The 19228-nt window shown below is 60.5% G+C and carries 16 protein-coding genes and 1 pseudogene; 14 read left to right on the top strand and 3 right to left on the bottom strand.

Going from position 1 to position 19228, the window contains the following annotated elements; translation table 11 throughout:
* Positions 1–19: 19 nt before the first annotated feature.
* The 6 genes from B072_RS0141220 (at position 20) to B072_RS46045 (ending at position 3684) form a co-directional block, all read left to right on the top strand.
* Positions 20–439 (top strand): hypothetical protein, encoded by a 420-nt coding sequence (locus B072_RS0141220; RefSeq protein ID WP_018535863.1) that lies wholly within the window; start codon positions 20–22, stop codon positions 437–439.
* Positions 440–507: 68 nt separating this feature from the next.
* Positions 508–996, top strand: coding sequence for a hypothetical protein (locus B072_RS45885; protein WP_018535864.1), 489 nt, complete (start codon positions 508–510; stop codon positions 994–996).
* Between the two features lie 83 nt (positions 997–1079).
* A complete protein-coding gene (locus B072_RS0141230; protein WP_018535865.1) occupies positions 1080–1370 on the top strand; it encodes a hypothetical protein in 291 nt (96 codons plus the stop codon).
* A 93-nt stretch (positions 1371–1463) separates the two neighbouring features.
* Complete coding sequence (locus tag B072_RS0141235; RefSeq protein WP_018535866.1) at positions 1464–2042, top strand: hypothetical protein; 579 nt, start codon at positions 1464–1466, stop codon at positions 2040–2042.
* A gap of 68 nt (positions 2043–2110) precedes the next feature.
* Positions 2111–2893, top strand: coding sequence for a hypothetical protein (locus tag B072_RS45235; protein ID WP_018535867.1), 783 nt, complete (start codon positions 2111–2113; stop codon positions 2891–2893).
* A complete protein-coding gene (locus tag B072_RS46045; protein WP_078506786.1) occupies positions 2875–3684 on the top strand; it encodes a site-specific integrase in 810 nt (269 codons plus the stop codon). Before B072_RS45235 ends, B072_RS46045 begins: the two co-directional genes overlap by 19 nt.
* Here the strand turns inward: B072_RS46045 and B072_RS47245 are convergent.
* Positions 3647–4268: pseudogene (locus B072_RS47245) on the bottom strand (transposase family protein); the annotation flags it as partial. The gene B072_RS46045 and the pseudogene B072_RS47245 sit on opposite strands and share 38 nt — an antisense overlap.
* An 858-nt stretch (positions 4269–5126) precedes the next feature.
* The gene (locus B072_RS0141260) at positions 5127–6272 is read right to left on the bottom strand and encodes a hypothetical protein (RefSeq protein WP_018535871.1); all 1146 of its coding nucleotides are present in this window, start codon (positions 6270–6272) and stop codon (positions 5127–5129) included.
* Between the two features lie 573 nt (positions 6273–6845).
* On the opposite strand from B072_RS0141260, the gene pip reads away from it, so the two are divergent.
* The 7 genes from pip to B072_RS50065 all read left to right on the top strand — a co-directional run bounded on the left by pip (position 6846) and on the right by B072_RS50065 (position 17811).
* The gene (pip, locus tag B072_RS47250; protein WP_234019028.1) at positions 6846–7823 is read left to right on the top strand and encodes a prolyl aminopeptidase; all 978 of its coding nucleotides are present in this window, start codon (positions 6846–6848) and stop codon (positions 7821–7823) included.
* A gap of 40 nt (positions 7824–7863) precedes the next feature.
* Complete coding sequence (locus tag B072_RS48540) at positions 7864–9174, top strand: hypothetical protein (RefSeq protein WP_158689319.1); 1311 nt, start codon at positions 7864–7866, stop codon at positions 9172–9174.
* Positions 9175–10218: 1044 nt separating this feature from the next.
* Complete coding sequence (locus B072_RS48545) at positions 10219–10899, top strand: hypothetical protein (RefSeq protein ID WP_158689320.1); 681 nt, start codon at positions 10219–10221, stop codon at positions 10897–10899.
* Between the two features lie 24 nt (positions 10900–10923).
* The gene (locus B072_RS0141275) at positions 10924–12090 is read left to right on the top strand and encodes a cytochrome P450 (RefSeq protein ID WP_026246867.1); all 1167 of its coding nucleotides are present in this window, start codon (positions 10924–10926) and stop codon (positions 12088–12090) included.
* 28 nt (positions 12091–12118) lie between these two features.
* On the top strand, positions 12119–13348 hold the full coding sequence (locus tag B072_RS48550; RefSeq protein WP_158689321.1) for a hypothetical protein: 1230 nt from the start codon (positions 12119–12121) through the stop codon (positions 13346–13348).
* 201 nt (positions 13349–13549) lie between these two features.
* Positions 13550–16555 carry a glycoside hydrolase domain-containing protein gene (locus tag B072_RS48555; RefSeq protein ID WP_063746502.1) on the top strand — a complete coding sequence of 1002 codons (3006 nt, stop codon included), beginning with the start codon at positions 13550–13552 and terminating at the stop codon, positions 16553–16555.
* On the top strand, positions 16552–17811 hold the full coding sequence (locus B072_RS50065; RefSeq protein ID WP_063746497.1) for an MFS transporter: 1260 nt from the start codon (positions 16552–16554) through the stop codon (positions 17809–17811). The genes B072_RS48555 and B072_RS50065 overlap by 4 nt, the downstream gene beginning before the upstream one ends.
* 14 nt (positions 17812–17825) lie before the next feature.
* On the opposite strand, the gene B072_RS0141285 is transcribed toward B072_RS50065, so the two are convergent.
* Positions 17826–18575, bottom strand: coding sequence for an IS5/IS1182 family transposase (locus B072_RS0141285; RefSeq protein WP_026246868.1), 750 nt, complete (start codon positions 18573–18575; stop codon positions 17826–17828).
* 378 nt (positions 18576–18953) lie between these two features.
* On the opposite strand from B072_RS0141285, the gene B072_RS45260 reads away from it, so the two are divergent.
* A complete protein-coding gene (locus B072_RS45260; RefSeq protein WP_018535877.1) occupies positions 18954–19211 on the top strand; it encodes a hypothetical protein in 258 nt (85 codons plus the stop codon).
* Positions 19212–19228 lie beyond the last annotated feature (17 nt).

The raw sequence follows: 19228 nt of genomic DNA on the forward strand, positions 1-19228 counted from the left end.
GAACCGAAAGGGGACCCCTGTGTCCATCACCATCGACCTGCACAACGTCGAGACCCTCACGAAGCTGTACGGGCCGCTGCGCACCGTCCTGGACCACACGGGCAACACCGACGTGGCGGCCGAACTCGACGACGTGTACTCGCTGGAAGTCCTGGGCGGGAAGACGCTGCGCGAGTCCGTCATCAACTCCACGACCGGCCCCGTCCTGATCATCCGGGCCGTTGAGTACATCGACCCCGTGGAGCGCACCACCCGGTACGCCGTCGAAGCGTGGAACGTCACCGGGTTCCGCACCGTCGACCACGACGTCCGCTTGGTCATCGAGTCCGAGTACGAGCGGCAGGTGTGCGCCGAGTTCGCCCGCCCGACCCTGCCCGTGGGCCGCGCGCGGTTCGTCGGCGGCATGGCGACCTTCTACGACTCCACCGACCTGATCTGACCTTCCCTCACCCGCCCCGGGGCGCAGGGCCCACCTGTCCTGCGCCCCTCCGTAAAGGAGTCACAGTCATGACCGCACGCAAGCCCCGCACGACCCCGACCCCCGCACACCGTCGCGCTCTCCTCGCCTCGCTCGCCGACCCCAAGGGCCGTGTCCCCGGGCACTTCTCGACCCGCGTCCTGGACGCCATCGACCTGGCGCACTGGGTGACCGAGGTGACCAACGATGGCCGCGCCGCCGCCGGAGCCCGCTGGGCCGGGTACGACGGCCCGACGTTCCTGTCCATCAACTCCCGTGGCCGTGCCGCGCTGCTCACGGAGGCCGGGCGCACCGCGCTGTACGGCGCCGACGCCGACGGGCGCCTCCCGGCGGGCACCGCGTGGCCGACCGCGCGCACCCTGCACCGTGACGGCCTGGTCGAGTACCGGGACGCCGACGGAACCGTGCAGACCGGCGACGGTGACGACGGCGTCCGCGGACCCCTGTACGCCCCGTACGTGACCGAGTTGGGCCGTCGCCTCACCTCCGGCTTCCCGCAGGCCCACAGAGCCGCCTGAGCCCTTCCCCGGGGCCGCGCCGCCGCCCGCACGGCGCGGCCCCCGTCCACCCCTGCACCACACCACACACCACGGAGCTACCCATGAAGATCATCCTGGTCATCGACGGCGCCGAGCTGCGCTTCGACCTGACCCCGCCGGACCTGCCGTTCGTCCCCGGCGCCACCGTCGAACTCCCCCTGGGCGACGGCGAGGAGCCCCTGACGGCCGAGGTCCGCAACATCGTGATCAGCTACCCCGCCTCCCACATCGTTCTGGTCTCCACTCCGCGCCCCGGCACGCTGCTGAAGGACCTCCCGGCCCTCCTGGAGCGCAGCGAGTACATCAGCAACGTGACGCTGCGCCTGCCGGGGTGGGACGAGGACGACCTGTAGCACCGCGCCGGGCGTCCAGCCCGCCCCGTTCCCCCGGGGTCGCACCGCCACCCGTGCGGCGCGCCCCTCCACCATCCACCGACCGGAGACCCCGTGAAGAAGCCCCTGGACGTGAACGAAGCGCTCGCCCTCGTGCGCGAGCAAGTCGCCACCTGGACCGAGAGCATGGACGCCAGCATTGCGGGCCGTTACTCACAGACCCTGGGCTGGCAGATCGACCGCTCGGAGGAGCGCGAGAAGACGGCCGAGACGCTGGTGGCGGCCTGGAAGGCCCTGGACGAGCACCTGACCCGCTCCCAGGGTCAGACCCGCCCCGAGGAATGGCGCGTCGCACCGCTCACCGACGAGCAGTACGCCAGCGCGTTCACCAAGTGGCCGGAGCTGAACCTGTTCGGCGAGCACTTCGTACGGCAGCTGACCCGCCACCACTCCATCCGGTACGTCCGTGACCTCGCACGCCGCGCGGAGAGCGGCACAACCACGCTGGCCGAGTTGGCGCACGCGGCGGTCGGCCCCGCGCTCCAGGCGGACGACGAGTGCACGTGCGTCATCAACTGCGCCGAGGACCCGCGGTCGGGGTGCAGCCTCTCCGGCCGTCGCCACGTCCACCCCCTGACCCAGGGCCAGTACGGGCCGTGCCCCGAGCACCCCGACGCCGAGGGCGACCTGTAGCCCACATCCAGCCGGGGCGGCGGAGAGCGACCGCCGCCCCACCCGACCTGAACCGAAAGGCCCTGCACGTGGTTGCCACGGCACAGACCCTCTTCGAGCTGCCCGCACCGGCCGATCCGGCGCCCGCCCCCGCCGAGCCTGCGGGGAAGCGGCCCACCGTCCTGTCGTACGGGCTGGGCGCGGACTCGACCGCGATCCTCCTCAAGTTCCTCGCCGACCCGGCCGCGTACGGTCTCGAGCCCGCCCTGTCGGACCTGATCGTCGTGCACTCGGTGACCGGCGACGAGTGGCCCGATTCCCTCTCGTACGTCGACCGCCTGGTGCTGCCGCTGCTCGCGGCCCGGAAGGTGCGCACGGTGCAGATCGCGCGCGGCGGCCGTCGGGACGCCGACGGGGTGGTGATCCTGGACGACTCCCGTACCCCGCACCGGATCTGGGCGTCGGGGCCGTGGCGGCTGTCAGTGGAGCTCCGCGCGGCCGGCACGGTGCTCCAGATGGCGAACGGGCGGCGCACGTGCTCAAGTCGGTTCAAGGGTTGGTGCCTTGACGCGTGGGCCGCGTACGAGTTCGGCACGGCCACGTTCCGGCGCGTGATCGGCTACCACGCGGGGGAGCGCCCCAGGGCGGCGAAGGACTCGGTGATCCAGGAGCGCATCAACCACGACGCCGGGCGCATCGTGTGCGAGCCGTACCACCCGCTGATCGACACCGACGGCATGGACCGGGCCGCGGTCGAGGCGTACGTCTTCGAGCAGCTCGGCGAGAAGATCCGCAAGAGCTACTGCGACGTCTTCTCTATTGAATCTACGTGTTACACCTGTTTGTGTTGCGCATGGAAGGAAGCACGTTGAGCACGGAATGGCATGTGTGCTGGGTGACGAACGAGTCTCCGGTAACAGTCAGTGACAGTCCGATCCTTCAGAGGTGGGCCGACCTCGTGGACCGTGAGGCCGCCTTGCGGATCGATCCGGGCGACTCGATCCTCGTTGACCCCAACAGCCGGGTTGATCCACGGCTGACGCTGTACACGACGCGCTCGGCGTACGCGAGGCTCGCTGTCTCGACGCGGAAGAACTACGCCACCGACTTGTGCCTGTTCTTCAACTTCCTGTGGCAGCGGGGCAAGAACTGGGACGAGGTGACTGCCGAAGACCTGCTGGACTTCGAGGACTGGCGCCGGTGGTCGCCGCGGAATCCGCAGCGGATCGGTAGCTCGAAGTGGAACCGTGAGCTGGCGGCATTGCGGCGGCTGTACAAGTGGGCGGTGGGCAAGCGCTACATGGCCGTGAGCCCGGTGGTCGAGCGCGAGGTCATGGGCCGTCACGGGCAGATGATCAGTGTTCCCGCCGCTCGTGCGAAGGACGCCCGCGCCAGCAACGTGAAGTGGCTCACGCCGAGGGCGTATCGGATGTGGAGGGACGTCGGCCTGCGCGGCTACACGCCGGAAGGCCGCCGAGACCCGTCGTTCCGGGGCCGGAACGACGACCGCAACGCGGCCTACTCCGACGTGCTGTTCTCCTCCGGGATACGGCGCACGGAGGGCGGGTCGCTGCTGACCATTGAGGTGCCCGACCTGGCGGGCGTCCGATCAGCCCGGACGATGAGCCTTGCTTCTCCAGGACGAGGATGGCTTTGGTGGTGACGCTTATCCGGTCGGGACTGATGCGGGACCTGCGGAAGATTTGCCAGGACTTCAGCCGGGACATGCCTAGTTCTACGGATGCACGGTCCAAGACAGGGCCCGGCTTTCGGTCCGTTCGGTGAGGGTGAGTTCACCACCTGGCGGGTGGCGCTTGGCGGTGGTGACCCGGTCGCCCGCGCTGATGAAGGCCATGTCGGCGAGGATCGGGACGCCCTGGCGTGTGCAGATATGAAGGATCTTGTGGATACGGGCGGCCGTCAGATCATGGGTCCGGCCCGGCAATGCCGAAGACGAGCGCGCCATCCAGGAGGATGAAGTCTGGGTCGTGCACGCGCAGCGAATTCAGCAGGCCCGGCGCCTGCTCGGCGCGTAGCCCGGTGACGTAGGTGTGGGCGGTGTCGACGGAAATCCCGAAGGCCGTAGCGGTCCGGGCGAGGTGGCGTGGCGGTGCAGATGCACGAGTGCGGCCAGCGCACGTTGGTGCCGCGGTTGCACCGCCGGCCGCCTTCGCGGGGGACGATGAGCATGGTGACCCACTCGACCAAGGTGTGGGGTAGGTCAAGTGCGGCAGAATACAGAACCAACAGAGCTCCTGAGCTGCTAAGTCGAGACGTTCAACACCTCTCTCAACGGCACGGGAGCCCTGTCCGTTGGGTACCGCGGCCTCACACCGCCCCGTCACCCGCTCAGTGGCCACGCTGAAAAGGATCAACGACTCACTGGCGTGCTCTCGCCCTCCCCACCCCTTCGGTTGTGTCTGTTGCCCGAAGTCTGCCGCGCATCCGGACCAGCAGATGAATCATGAAATCCAAGGGGGTCGATACCGCGAGCTAGAAGCGCGACGCATTCAGGACAGCAAACGCTGGCACGAATCGACAGAATCAGTCCACGAACAACCCCTGCCAGAAAAATGGCTCGTGAAGTCGAGCGATTTCGCTTCAAGAGTGCCTTCGTCTCTGCGGCCTGCAGCTGAGTCTCTTTAAGTGCTGCAGCGCCTCTGGCCGTGAGTGCGATAAAAGAGACAGCAACGCGAGTGTCCAGGCTTGAGTGCGGCCGACCTCGCCACGGCGACTATCGCCGCATCCATGCTCCGAAGAAGCTCCTGACCTGGGGCGGGACGATGGACATCCCGCTAGAGATCTGTCAGCGCCTTCGGAGTTGGTCCCTCCGGGTGCTGCGCTCAGCAAGGGGAGGGACCAACTCCGAAGGCTGACCGCCCTGGTGCAGGGCTACGAGAAACACTCCGATGCGCCCCATCACCAGCCGCTCAATCATCACCCTACGGGCACTCGGCGAGTCGACCTCGTCGAGTTGGAACCGCGGCCAGACCAGGGAAGACTCCCAGCCTCTGCTATCCGTCATAGCGGACCGTCGGGAGCTGCGACGTTGGCGATGTAACCACGACCGCTCGAATCACCGGCACGTAGGTACTGGCATGCGCATCAGGCGGAGTAATCCTCGAGCGTTCCTTCGCGGACCGTGTCAAGGGTGAAGCAGTGGAACCCACCGCCGAATAGGCGCCGATGCCGGTGCTGCACCGGGACGACCGTGAAGCCCTCATGCTCAAGTGTCTTGACGAGTTCCATGCAGTCTTGGTTGACCATTACGGTGTTCGGATCTACCGACAGGACATTGAGGTCGATGTACGGGCTGGTCAGCACAAGATCATCGCCGTCATACGTGGGGAAATGCCCGGTACCAGGCTCTGGCGGGACGATGAACTTCCACTTGTTGAAGGGTGCTGGCAGAAAGTCCCTGATTCCAGCGTGGCGCGCAAGGAAGGTGCCCGGCCTCAGCGCGAGCAGCATGCTGTCGATGTGGTTGTCGGCCATGCGACTCACGCGGTGTATGCGATACGAATCCCCAAGGTGCCGCTCGAGCCAGTCACATGCTGCAGCATGGTTGGCGTTCGCGATATTGATGATGAGATCTCGGCCGAGCCGCAGGCACTGGGCGCCATCCAACATCATTTCGTAACCGACGTCGTAGGGCGACGGGTGGGGGTCTTCGATCGGCTCGGTGGGACCACCCAATGTCGTTTCGGTATCGCGCGCATACGAGAGATCGAACGAAGCATCCGTCAGCAGCGGACGGGGCATAGTGGTCCATTTGGCGCCGTGATCGTAGTAGTGCTGAAAAACCTGGGCCAGAAGCCGCGTCTCCAGGTACCTAGATCGAATCGCAGGCGGCGTCTCAATGATCTCATCACCCAGGACTAGCGTGTTATCCCGGATGTTCAGCGCAGGAACAGGGGCGGCACTCCAGCCGAAGCCGCTGATCGGCTCGGGGTTGGGCGCCAACGGCTTCGGACGGTGCACCGTGATGCCCAACTCTGAAAAGGTGCCAGCAAGAGCCTCAACGTCCTCGTGCAGCTCCTCGACGTATCGCTGCTTAATCTCCCAACTACGGCTCTTCACTGACGAGCCGCTTGCTTGCTGTAGGCGGGGATACGCCCAGTCGGACCGGAAAATGTTCTCGTGAAAAAAGAGATCAAACGAGAGCTCGCGGTCATGGGACGTGTAGTTCTCGGCGGACCCAACCACGATCTCTCGCAGCGGGGACCAGTCGTTATGGCTGTTGAGTTGCATGGAACATACCTTTCCTGCCCAAGGATCAGGAGCGCGGCATCACACGAAGCCAACCGCGGAACCGAGCCGGTGCGCCCGAAAAACGATGGACTCCACACACATTTAAGTATCCAGACGTTTCCGTCAACGCGAGCCGCGTTGGAACTGCGCAATACCCACCCATTGAATCGGGGATGCGGGCGCACACTGCTCGAGCACGTAAGCATGAGAGCCGCAAGTCGCCCCGAGATCCGGAGTCTTGCTTGCCGATCATCACAGGTCAACCCCCCGGGCAGGGGCGCCATAACGCTTCTGTGACGACCTATAGCGCAAGCGAATACAAACTGCCGAAACCGGTCAAACATGTACGTATGATCCGAGTTCCCGGTCGATGCTTGACGCCTACAGCAAGCGCTATCTAGCTTTGTCGATCACTTGGGGGGAACGGGTGGCTGTACACAGCAAGTACACCCAGCTGAAATTTACGAAGTCCTTGCAAGGCCCCCAGTTTCAGAATGGACTCGGTCGGGACGCACTGTGAGTGGGAGCGTCCTGGAGAGTTCCCAATCTCGCTATGCCTCAGTCGTCCTTTGGGTGGCTCAGGAAGTGGAGGGACGAGCGTTGGACCTGTATCCGAAGATCGAGCCCTATGCCGACGGAATGCTGGACGTCGGTGACGGACATGAGATTTACTGGGAAACGAGCGGCAACCCAGAGGGATCGCCAGTTCTGACCCTGCATGGGGGACCCGGATCAGGCAGTGGCGCCGGCTTGCGAAGGATGTGGAACCCGGAGCGGTACCGCATTATCCAGATGGATCAGCGAAACTGTGGACGAAGCACGCCGTCTGCGGCAGATCCAGCCGTCCGGATCACCCACAACACTACCCAGCATCTCGTTGCCGACATGGAACGGCTTCGCGAGCATCTCGGCGTAGAGCAGTGGGGATTGTGGGGTGGCTCGTGGGGAACAACGCTCGCGTTGATCTATGCCCAAACACATCCTGAGCGTGTACGTTCTCTACTTCTCATGTACATGATGCTCGCGCGGAAGGGAGATTTGCGCTGGTTGTACCAGGAGATGGGGAGATACTTCCCGGAAGAGTGGAACTCCTTCCGGGCGGGAGCTGGAAACGACACAAGCGGTGATCATAATCTCCTGACGGCCTATAACCGGCTCCTCAACGCTGAGCACAACGAGATCGTTCAGCGTGAAGCGGCCCGCAATTGGTGTGCCTGGGAAGACGTGATCTCAAGCCTGGACCCGGGTTGGAAGCCTTCGAAGCGATACACCGATCCAGATTTTGCCATGCAGTTCGCACGCATAGTTACACACTATTTCAGTAACGATGCATGGCTGGACGAGAATCAGATACTTCGAAATTCTGATCGACTCAAAGGAATACCAGGGTTCATCTTGCACGGACGCGAGGATCGCGCTAATCCCTATGACATGGCCTGGTTGCTTGCAGAAGCATGGCCGGATGCTGAGCTGGTGACCATTTCTGGCGTTGGGCACAGTCACACGGACGACAGTACGGCCCTTATGTTCCGAGCGGCGAATCAGCTATGACAAGACGCGGCAAGTACGAGTCGCCCGGGAGGCAGGCGGCATGAGGATCTTGATAGGAAACGACGCCGACCGCTCCATACGAGAACGCAAGGACACACGCAGCTCGGCACAGCGAATCATCTGGTTCGCCGGTTCGCAGGACGTAGTGGTATTGCCTGCGCAGCCAGACCCAGACTACGTGCGTCACGTGACCGCTTTGACCGGAGCTGACGCCAACACCATCCGGTTCTACGTACCACCTGGAGGTTCGCTCGACTCCAGCAGTCTTACTGACAAGAACTTTCTGCGTGACGTCAACGATGGCTTGGGTAACTGCACGGAGGTGTTCGCCTTGTGGCCTTCACCGCATGTAGCTGCCTTTTCCAAAGCCTTGGGTCTCCGAGAAAATCTGGCAGGCGCGGCATTCATCGAGCAAGCTGGCGGCGCGCTAGCCAACTCGAAAGCCTACTTCCGAGCCTTTGCTGGAGGCGCTGGCGTTCCGATACCTGCAGGTACGGTCTGCCACTCCGTCTCTGAGGCACGCGAGGCCATGGTGAGTCTGTTGTCCAACTCAGACGCGGTGGTTGTCAAGCAGGCCCATAATGGTTCCGGCAACGGAAATCAACTCGTGCTGCGCAGCGAAGTGGAAGTCGGACAGGCGGGGGCGCGCCACCTCTACGCTCTGGACCATGGACCAGATGCGGTCGATAAGTACTGGGCTGAGCAGTGGAGTTGGGCATCAGTAAACGGACGCTTCCCAGTTGTGTTGGAGGAGTTCGTTCCTGAAGCAAAGTCCGTCTACTCGGAGTACCACGTCGACGATGGAGGCGTGACAGCAACAGGCAGCGGAATTCTCTCCTATGAGAATCGACAGCTTGCAGCACAGATTGTGCCGCTTCAGCCGGAGAATCTTGGCGCCAAATCGTTTCGAACGCTCATCGATGAAGGTCGAAAACTTGCCGAGGTGTACCGGTCAATAGGTTACCGAGGATACCTTTCGGCCGACGCCTTGGTAGACCCCTCTGGGAAAGTGACATTCACGGAAGCCAACTCACAAGTTTCCGGCTCACTGCATCTCTACTCGGTCATCGCTGACAAGATTATCCGCACCGTTGATAGCCCTCGGCGATACGTTGCGGAGTACGACATACCGGATTCATGGAACGTCGGCTGTGTGGACCAGTTCCTGAAGGCAATGGAAGAGTCCGGTGACCTCTACGACTCAGATTCCCGACTTGGTGTGATGCTGTCCGTTCCCTTCCTTCCTACCGGGCAGGGAAAAGGTGGGATGCTCTGCATCACCTACGACTCGGAACAGAACCGAGATGCGATGTACCACCGCGTGCAGAGCCAGTTCAGTTCCGTTCAATAGACCTACTTACACGAAAGGAGGGTAATCATGACCTACGACCACTAAATATGTGCATTGGGCTCGGCTTCGGCCGAGCCCAATGGCTTCTCTTGATGACCTTGTGAACATGTACATTTGGTGGGAGGCGTGATGAGTGCCGTTCTCCGATTGGCCGGTGAGCTCACTGCAAGCATCATGGCCTACCGGTATCTGGTTTCCCCGTGTATCCGTTGGGCTGCAAGGAAATTGGGAGCGGGTGACTATCCGCAAAATTCGCTAAACGGGGCGTATCCAGAGGGCAGCGCAGCGCGCACCGAGACTATTCGAGTAGTCGCGATCGTGCTGCCGGCCACCTTGGTTCTCTGTGTCATTTTCAAATTCGATTGGGAGACCATCGCGCTTGTTCCAGGGGCCGCGCTAGGTCTGGTCCTCTGGAAATGCTTGACATCCGACTATGACGTTGCCAGGGACATTTCGTGGCAACGAATCGATCGCATGGTAGCCCTGGCGCTAGGAGTCGCAGCCCCAATTTATCAACCCCTGCAGCTCGCTGCGATAATATTTCTGTGTGGGCGACTCGGAGCCTGGACACATCACTCCAAGGCATGTCTACGCATCGTTAAAATGTCCTGTGCTTGGATGCTCGTTGACGGGTTCGCAGTTATCGCATTCGGGTCTAGCCGCCCCATATCTACCACTGGCCAGTTGGTCCTTTTCGGCACAGTCTTTCTTTCTCATTACGTTGTGGCATTCAAGACGAAGACTGTTCTTGCCGGGAATCCTTGGAAATGGATCGCTAACAATCGTACAGATCTCCTAGTAGCGAACGCATACGCATGGGGGTGGGGACGCTTCCTACCTCAAGAGCGCGTGAGTTCTTTGATCCGACGCCTCTCCCCCTGGGTTGTCCCAATTAATACTGCGACGCTAGTAACTCAAGCTCTTGGGCTCGTGGCGTACACAACCCCATGGTGTCTGATTACAGCGCTAATGGGGGCAATCGTTTTCAACGTAATGGTAGCGCTACTTTCCGGCCTCTTCTTTTGGGAGAATATCGGGATAGCTTTGACCATCGGACTGACCGTCCTCTGCCATCCTCAGGACTTCTCAACTGCCTTTGGAATCGCTCCATGTGGACTAAGCATTGGAATTTTGCTTCTTGCAATTTCCAAATGGTCATGGAAGCCCACAGGCCTGGGATGGTGGGATACGCCCTACACCTCTCGTGTCTACTGGACGGCAGTCACGCGCAGTGGCCTAGTCGTCGGCCTGTACAACAATCACTTCAGCCCCCATGACCGGGAATATGGTCGGGATCTGGGTAATTATCTGACTACTGAACCTGTGGTGACCTTTTCCATGGGAGGCGTTGAAGATAGCTCGCTCAAGGACCTTCTCCTAGATATGCGCATCCATGGTCGAGATCTGCTGGACATCAAGGATGAATACGGGCAATCAAAGTGGAGAGCAGACTTCGTTCGCGGACATATTCAATACATGCGAAATTTGATCCGCGGCCTGAATTCAGGGACTCGCAAGAATCCACTACCTGAAGGTCTCCGGTGGCTTAGAGCTCCTGGTGGACACCTTTATTACTGGGGTCCTCTGCCGCGCTACGAGCGGAAGAAGCACGGGGCCATTAACGCGGTACGAGTAAACCAACGAGAAATCTTCTTCGTGACTTCGGAGTGCTCATGGGTGGTCCTGCGGGACGAGCTTCTTTTTCAAATTGATACCAGTGAATAAATCCGTCCTAAAGGAATGGGTGTCATGGTTTCCAAACCGATCTACAACCCGCTCGACCCTACGGTGCTCGCTGACCCATATCCCGTATATCGGAAACTGCGAGAGGAATATCCGGTCTTCTGGCATGACCAGATGGAGTCGTGGGTAGTCACGCGCTATCGAGATTGCCAAGAGGTCCTCCGCAACCACGCGAGGTACGCGCGCGATCGGCGGCGTGTAGGCATAGACGTGCCGGAGTTCCGTCAAAACCTGCAATCACTCGACCCGCCGCAACTCGCTCCGTTGCGAAGTCTGCTGATGAATGCGTTTCACTCTCAGGACCTCGAAGAAGTCGGCTTCCGAACTCGGGCACGTGTCAGCGAGATCTTCACCCGTTTTCTCGATGAGCCCGAATTTGACTGGATCAGCCAGGTTGCTGCACCAGTGGCCTTGACACTTACTTCGGAACTGTTCGGCATAGTCGAGCCTGACCTCGACAGGTATACGCAGATTGCCGATGCCATCACTAGGCGGATGGATGCAGGACTTGACCCGAGCGTCGTGCTTGCCGGCGATCAGGCGCGCAAGGAACTCAACTCTCTCGCAGATCAGTGGTTGGACAGCCATTACGCGAAGGCGGGTCTGCTCACGACCATCAAGGAAACGTTGGAAGGCAGTGGAGTCCCCGAGCACTACATTAGGAACACGACGGGCGTGATGTTCAACGCCAGCTACGGGACGGTGTTCGCTGCAGCTGGCAACTTTGTGTACACCCTGCTCAACCATCCCGGCACACTCGAGCAGTTTCGTGATGACGAGATCATGGCACGTGGGGTGGAAGAGCTGATTCGCTTCGACGGTCCAGCTCAGGGCACCACCCGAATCGCCGTGAAGCGGAGCCAACTTGGCGGGCAAACCATCGAGGCGGGCCAACCGATTATCACGCTACTTGCGGCAGCTAATCGCGACCCAGACGAGTTCCCCCGCCCAGAGGAGTTGGTTCTCAACCGCTCCCCGAACCGGCACCTGGGCTTTGGTTGGGGACCCCACGCTTGTCTCGGTGCCCGTTTCGGAAATGTGGCCATCCAGGAGATTATCCGGTGCCTTCTGGGTACGCCGGCCACGTTGGAAATGGTTGATCAGCCGGTGCGCCGGGCGACCGCAACAGTGCGCAGCATGGACTCCCTTCCTGTCCGCTTCACCCAACATTAGTGAAAGTTATAGGAGTGAGGACGGGAACATGCACTTCGTCCTGCTAGGCCCTGGTCCGGAGGCTGCGGCCGTTCATGCCCTTGCTGATCTTGGCCACGAAATCACTGTTCTGTACACCGAACGCAATCGTGATGCGGTACTCGGAGCGGCTGACCGAATCAAGAGAAGCGGCTTCGTGCCCTCGTATGACTGTCCGGAGCTTGCCTGGGCTTCTCTGATTCACCTCGGTGCAACGCATGACGTGCATAGTGTGATACCGGTACACGAGATGGCCGTCACCACCGCTGCCTTCCTCAATGATGCACTGCAGCTCCCTGCGGCTCATGGACCTGTAGCTGCTATGGCGGGCCGCGACAAGGCATTCCAGAAGTCCTTGTGGGAGCGTTGCGGCGTTCCGACATCCAGACATGTCGCGCTGACTAACACTCCGCAGAGCCTCGCAGATCTGGAGACACAACTTGGGGAGCTTCAAGGCCCCTTCATCGTCAAACCTCCAGCCATGGGTGGTAGTACGCTCGTCTCTGAGTGCTCAACCACGCATGAAGTGTACGTGCTGCTGAGTAACAACCCTGCGTTGCGACACGCTGTTGTGGAGGAAAAGCAAAATGGCACCGAGTGGCATTTCGACGGCGTTCTGAAAGACGGTCGAGTCCAACATCTCATGGTGTCGCGATACTTGGCGCCGTTGCTTGAGACAAAAAGAGGCTTGACTAATCGCTCAGTGTCCTTTCCGCCGCATCAACATGTAAGTCTCTATGCGGATGCAGGCGATTTCGCACAAGCTGCCGTCAGCGCTCTGAACGGTATCAGTGGGGTGTTTCACCTCGAAGTCTTTGGGGAGCCGGGGCAATTCGTCGCCGGTGAACTGGCCTGGCGACCGTCAGGAGCCCTGGCCAGCTTGGTAGCGGTTAATACCATCGGCCTGGATTTGTGGACCGCCCATGTTCGCTCGCTCGTTGGCTCCGATGTTGTGCTAGGCCACCCCAAGACCGATGCGGCCTTCGGGTTCGCCTGTCTGCCTGTCAGTCCCGGGAGACGCAACGGGGTTTCACACGCAGACATTGAAGCGTTGCCCGGTGTCCGTCACGTTCGAATGAGGGTTCCGCTCGGTGAGGTCATGACGGAAGCCACCACGAGCACAGTGTGCGTAGCCATGGTGCTAGTCGAGGGGTCTGACATTCAATCATGTGAACGCCTAATTGATGATGCTTGCCAGTCTACTTACGAACTTCACCAACGACTCAGTAATTCCACATGAGCGGACTTTCCTGTTTGGCGGGGCAGCTCTGTAGTGGATCTCGTTGAGCATACCTAGGAAGTGAGCCATCCTGCGAGGAGTCGCTTCTGGTGCACACCAGTCCTCGCCGGCCCCCACGCCCTGCGCCCTACTGGCGGAGCCTGCCGGCCGCGGGGGAGAGATTGAGAAAGACGTCTTACGCACACGAGTAGGGGAGCAACTGTGAAAGAGACAAGGGGCGACAACTTGCATCCTGAGCTCGAGTGCTCGCTGGGGGACTGGGATGCTCGACTTCTGGGCAACCATCGAATCTTGGTTCTCGTCGACACCCCGGCCCAGGCGGTTCGCGTCATTTTGCCATGGCGACGTCAGGATGAACGGCCCGAGCGCGTCGATCTAATTGTCATAGCGCGCGCCACTGGCGAGCGTGTGAGAAATGTGGTTCGGCTGTGCGATGAGCAGTATTGCGGCGACATCATCTTCGAACCAACGGCTGGCGCCGGTGAGTACTACTTCTACTATCTGCCCTACGCACTTATCGGTGGCCGCAACTACCCAGACGCTTTCTACCTTCCGTGGCGACCTCTAGAGAGCCCAGAGTGGCGATTCGCCAGCGGTGTGGATGACCCCGCGTCCTGGGACTCATTTCCCCGAGCGACTGCTACTACCTATCAGGCAATTTCAAAGCACGATACTTTCGCCCCGATGGGATTCCCGGCTACCGATCGGGAATTGAAGGAACTTCATCTTAAGCATCAGGGTAAACGCTTTGTCCTTTTTCCGGAATCTCGCTTTCGCCCGATCGAGATGGTTAGACACATCCCTGCACTTTGGTTGAATCGCACACCTTCACGTCTGTCTGGGGTAATTCGGCGAGGCGAGTTTTTCTGTTTTCAAGTTGGCGTCCATGCTCTTACCGATGTCGCCGTCGAAGTTGACACTGCCGGCATGCCTTTTCCCACACGTTCATTGATGACAGAGGGTGTGCGCGCAGACGGCAGTTCATTCCAGGGAAAGACGATATTGGTGCGCGAGGGAGAGGTTGCCGCGCTATGGTTTGTCACCCCAATACCGTTGAACTGCAGTCTCGGCGTCCACGAGGGCTCTCTCCTTATCGGAGGAGAGACCGTACAAGTCACGCTCACATCAACCGAGAACGCTATCGTTGCTGACGGCGGCGTCCGGGAATTGGACTCGATGGCCCGCCTTGGTTGGCTAGACTCCTCTATCGCGCACGACTGCTCGCTCATAGCACCCTATGAGGCCGTACGGTTTGATTCAGATAAGCGCGCCATGTCCATTCTGGGAAGGCGAGTCGATATCGGAGATGACGGATTTCCTGCTCAAATCTCATCTCATTTCTCCAGTGATATCACAACCCTGACTGATCATCCAAAGAGCATTTTGAGCCGCCCGATTTCGTTTAATATCGGACGGGAAGTGGTGGCACACGGAGAGCCTCATGTTGAGGCGAAGGGGCCAGCCGAAGTTTTCTGGCGGCAAGAATTCTCGGCAGACGGCTGCATCCTTCAGGTAGAGGCTACCCTGGAGGCTGATGGGCATTTGGCATACAACTGCGAATTGAGTGCCATTCAATCTACTCTTTCGCTCCCGGATGTCCGCTTGACGATTCCGATCCATCCCGACGCCTCACGCTTTTTGATGGGGCTTGGAGTACAAGGGGGCACTTGCCCCGATACGCTTGATTGGTCGTGGGATGTTGCTAACAAAAACCAAGATTCTGTATGGATCGGCGATGTCAACGCAGGTCTTCAGATCTCTCTTCGAGATGAAGACTATCAGCGGCCTTTGAACAGCAACTGGTACCGTTCACAACCGCTGAGAGCGCCAAAGTCTTGGAGTAACGGCGGGCGCGGTGGTGTCCGAGTAGTTAAGGGCCGAACCGAGACAACAGTTGAAGCATACTCGGGCCCAATCGAGCTGAGTGTCGATGGCCCTTTGCGTTTCGACTTCCGGCTTCTGATAACGCCGTTCAAGATGATCTCACCGCAACGGCAAATTACAGAACGCTATTTTCACGCCCCGAACCGCGTCGAGGAGATCAGCGGTTACGGCACGCGTCCAGTTCCTATCAACCACCCCGGCTCCCCAGAATCGGTGCGTGAGTATGGCGCCACAGTCGTTAACGTTCACCATGCCACAGCCGTGATGCCGTACATAAACGATCCGATGCTGAGCGCAAAAGCACTTGCGGATTACGTTCGCAGCGCGCATGACGTCGGCTTGCGGGTGAAGATATACAACACGGTACGAGAACTGCCTTCAGAAAGTCCTGAAGTGCATGCGCTTAGAGCTCTCGACGGTGAGGTATACGCACGCGGCCCTGCAGTTGGGCCAAGAGGAATTAACGTGGGACATATCTGGCTGCAAGAGCACTTGCCGACTAGCGTCGTTCCAGGTTATGTGTCCTCGAATGTCGAAGATCGACCCATCGTTACGAGCGGTGCGTCACGCTGGCTTAATCTGTATGTCGAAATGATTGACTGGCTTGCTCGCGAATGCCAAATCGACGGAGTGTATCTCGATGAGGTCGGATTCGACAGAAATACGATGAAAAGAGTTCGTAAGGTGCTCTCTCGGCACCGGGAACAGCCGCTTATCGATCTGCACTCGGCGAGTCAATTTCATGAAGCAGATGGCTTCGCTTCCTCGGCTAATCTATATATGGAGCACCTCCCGTATGTCGACCGCCTTTGGTTCTCCGAGTATGTTGACTATGACGAGATCGGGCCCGTTCAGTGGCTAATAGAGCTGTCTGGTGTCCCGTTCGGAGTTCTTGGCGAGATGCTTGAGGGCGGCGGTAATCCCTGGAAAGGGCTTGTGTTCGGAGCCACTGCACGAGCACCCAGAGTTGACCCGCGACCTATGTGGCGTTTCTGGGACGAAATTGGTCTATCCGAGGCGGAGATGATCGGGTGGTGGTCAGCAACCCCTCCCGTGACCACTGGCCGCAGTGACGTGCTTGCGACATCGTGGGTCGGCGATGGGTACACGGTTGTCGCCTTGGCCAGTTGGGCGCCCACAGATGTGGAGGTGAAGCTGGACATCGACTATAGCGCTCTCGGCCTTGAGAATCCTCATCTTGAGCGTCCTGAGATTGAAGGATTCCAGAACTTCGCTGAAATGTGCGCTAACGAAAAGATCAACGTTCCGTACAATCGCGGCCGAGTCGTGGTGATTCGAGAGAAGCAAGAGGGTGCGATATGAGCCGATTCGGCGATGTGCGCGCTCTGCTCGGTCGCTCGTCAGATTTTCGCTGGTTCTTCTGCGGGCGCCTAATATCGCTTATCGGAAGCTCAATGGCTCCTGTAGCCCTGGCCTTCGCGGTCCTGGATGCATCAGACAGTGCCAGTGCCTTGGGCGTAGTACTTGCGGCCCACATGATTCCTTTCCTCGGGTTCCTCTTGGTGGGTGGCGCCACAGCCGACAGGTTTTCACGTCGTGCAGTGCTCGTATGCTCCAATGCAGGGGCGGCAGTGACGCAAGGTTGTGTAGCGGCAATCTTTCTTACGGGGCACTTCTCGATTTCGCTAGTGGCTACTCTTGAGTGTCTTAATGGTGTACTCACTGCTTTCACCAATCCGGCGTTGCGTGGTCTTGTTCCAGAACTTGTGAGTAAGGGGCACCTGCAGCAGGCTAATGCGCTTTTGGGGTGGACGCGCAGCGCCACGAAGATTCTCGGACCCAGTATTTCTGGAATCTGCGTCGTTGCTATCGGCAGTGGCCCGGCAATTGCAGTTGACGCTCTTACGTACTTGCTCGCAGCCGGGTGTCTCCTTCGGCTGAACTCTGCGACCAGTGCGCCGGTAAGACGATCGGCTGGCCTTCTTAAAGACATTCGAGACGGATGGAGCCAGTACCGAGGCATTTCCTGGGTCTGGCGCGTTTCGCTCGCGTTCTGTGTGATCAATTTGGTGCAAACCGGGACGTGGCAGATCCTTGGCCCGAGCCTGACGGAGGAGTTGAGCAGTAAAGCCACGTGGGGTTTCGTGCTCAGTGCGCAAGGTGTTGGCCTCTTGGTGATGAACACGCTGATGTTCCGATTCACCTCGAGATATTTGCTACGGGCGGGTCAACTTTTCAGCGCGCTAGGTGCGGTTCCTCTTCTTCTTCTCGGGGCGCATGCGGGGCCCGCGTGGCTCATAGTCGGCGGATTTATTGCAGGCGCGGGAGGCTGTGTCGGAGCGATCGCCTGGGATACATCTTTGCAGGACCACGTACCCTCACGCGTTCTATCCCGGGTGACCTCGTATGACGACCTGCTCTCGTTCGGGGCCATCCCTATTGGGCAGCTCTGTGTGGGCCCTCTGGCCTCGCAATTTGGAGAATATGTAGTCGTTACTTTGGCTGGCACGATCTTCGCTCTCGCCGCCATTGCTCCATTGGCGTCAGCAACGGTGCGTTGCCTTCCCAATACAAGCGCAGCCGGTGCGGCGGATGTCATGCCTGCTAAGAACAGCTAAGACAATGAGCTTCTTCAGCGGCGACGCTCCAGGGTGAGGATGGCTTTGGCGATTGACGTCATGCGGTTGGGGCTGCATCGGGACCTGCGGAAGATCCGCCAGGACTTCAGCCGAGCGACGCCGCGTTCGACAGGTGCTCGCGCTGCGGCCAGTGCTTGATTGAGGGTCTTTTCGGTGGGGGTGAGTTCCTGCAGGGGCCTGCGTTTGATGCCGGTGGTCAGCCACGGGCCGGCGCCCTGGTAGGCGAGATCGGCCAGGATGGGGACGCCCTGGTGCTCGCAGATCCGGATGATCCGGTGGGTGCGGGCCGCGGTCAGGTCATGGGCGCGGCCCGGCAGGGCGGGCGAGAGCCACAGCAGCCGACCGCCGGGGTCGGTGACGACCTGCACGTTCACACCATGGCGCCGGTGTTTGTGGGAGTAGTCGGCCCGGCCGTCGCCGACCCTGTCGCACTCGGCGAGGGTGCCGTCGAGCAGGACGAAGTCGGGTTCGTGCTCGCGCAGCGTCTTCAGCAGGCCCGGTGCACGTTCGGCGAGCAGGTCGACGACCGCGCTGGTGTAGGCGTGGGCGGTGGACTCGCTGATCCCGAACCCGGCGGCGATCTTCGCGAGAGTGGTGTGTTCGCGCAGGTACACCAGTGCCACCATCGCGCGCTGAGACGGACGGAGCTTGCAGCGCCGGTCGCCCTCACGGGTGACGATCAGCATCGTGACCCACTCCACGAGTGCATGCGGCAGGTCGAGTGCGGCAGGATGGACGACCAACGAGGCCCCCGAGCAACGTGATTGAGACGTCAGACATCTCGACCAACAGCCCGGGAGCCTCGCTCGTTGCGCTCCACGGCCCATCACCCGATCGGTGGCCAACTCGAAGAAGCTCAATCAGCGCGGCCCTCGTGGGCCTGCTGACAATCGCTATGGGTCACCCTGACCCCGAAGTGCGGGAACGCGCCGAGCGTCTACTCCGCCTCGTCTTCCGTGTCGAGTGACCTCTCAAATGGGAAACGCCCCAACAGGAGCGGGCGCGGCGGCGCCGGTCTGGGTGAGGATCGCGGCGACCTCGGTTACGTTCGATCGTCGAGGCGTCCGCGTTCCGCAACAACCTGTGGGAGGGATCCGTTCGGAGCCGTACGCCCGAACGTATTGAGGACCCTGCGCAAGCTGCGCGGACACCTGGAGCATCCGTACGGCAAGCGCACGGTGGACGCCGAAGCGCCCGACACCGGCGACCACGAGGTGATGGTGTGGTGGGCGACGTCTGCGGAGCTGCAGGCTGCCAAGCTGGCACACGCGAAACGACAGGCGCCGGTCGTCGTGCTCCTGCGACAGCAGGAGGCGCAGGAGAAGGCGGCCGCGGCGCGGCAGGCCCTCGAGGACGCGGGCCAATCCGGACTGTTCTGACCACCCAATGCATGCGT

This window comes from Streptomyces sp. HmicA12 (assembly GCF_000373565.1).
Lineage (GTDB): Bacteria > Actinomycetota > Actinomycetes > Streptomycetales > Streptomycetaceae > Streptomyces.

What these genes read in the sequence shown, in the direction of transcription:
- B072_RS45885 (WP_018535864.1), top strand. Translation starts at nt 508, where the DNA reads ATGACCGCACGCAAGCCCCGCACGACCCCGACCCCCGCACACCGTCGC.
- B072_RS0141230 (WP_018535865.1), top strand. Translation starts at nt 1,080, where the DNA reads ATGAAGATCATCCTGGTCATCGACGGCGCCGAGCTGCGCTTCGACCTG.
- B072_RS46045 (WP_078506786.1), top strand. Translation starts at nt 2,875, where the DNA reads ATGGAAGGAAGCACGTTGAGCACGGAATGGCATGTGTGCTGGGTGACG.
- B072_RS0141260 (WP_018535871.1), bottom strand. Translation starts at nt 6,272, where the DNA reads ATGCAACTCAACAGCCATAACGACTGGTCCCCGCTGCGAGAGATCGTG.
- B072_RS48540 (WP_158689319.1), top strand. Translation starts at nt 7,864, where the DNA reads ATGAGGATCTTGATAGGAAACGACGCCGACCGCTCCATACGAGAACGC.
- B072_RS0141275 (WP_026246867.1), top strand. Translation starts at nt 10,924, where the DNA reads ATGGTTTCCAAACCGATCTACAACCCGCTCGACCCTACGGTGCTCGCT.
- B072_RS48550 (WP_158689321.1), top strand. Translation starts at nt 12,119, where the DNA reads ATGCACTTCGTCCTGCTAGGCCCTGGTCCGGAGGCTGCGGCCGTTCAT.
- B072_RS50065 (WP_063746497.1), top strand. Translation starts at nt 16,552, where the DNA reads ATGAGCCGATTCGGCGATGTGCGCGCTCTGCTCGGTCGCTCGTCAGAT.